This is a genomic window from Cohnella sp. GbtcB17 (genome assembly GCF_019091135.1).
Taxonomy (GTDB): Bacteria; Bacillota; Bacilli; order Paenibacillales; family Paenibacillaceae; genus Cohnella.
The window spans coordinates 1-245 of sequence record NZ_JAGXJW010000388.1; the positions used below are offsets into that span (position 1 = coordinate 1).

Genomic DNA, 245 nt, shown 5'->3' on the forward strand with positions numbered 1-245 from the left:
CCTCCCGAAGGACTGAGCAGCTCGTTCAAAACGGCGGAGATCCGCTTCGTCTCGAGGGCGAACTGGGGTTCGGCGGCGATGACCGCGTGAACGGTCACCTTAATATATTCGGGGGCGATCACGTGTACCTCGGTCCCGATCAGCCGGCGTTCGTCCAAATGGCGGTCGACTGTCTGCAAAAATCCGCGGCTCGGCTTCGGCGTCGTCTGTCGGCTGAAGGGCATCTCGTCGACCTTTACCGCGTG

1 protein-coding gene is annotated in these 245 nt (G+C 61.6%); it reads right to left on the reverse strand.

Annotation, left to right across the window (positions count from 1 at the left end):
* Positions 1-245: baseplate J/gp47 family protein (locus KVT38_RS33995; RefSeq protein WP_217598116.1), on the reverse strand; the 245-nt coding region annotated here is incomplete at both ends.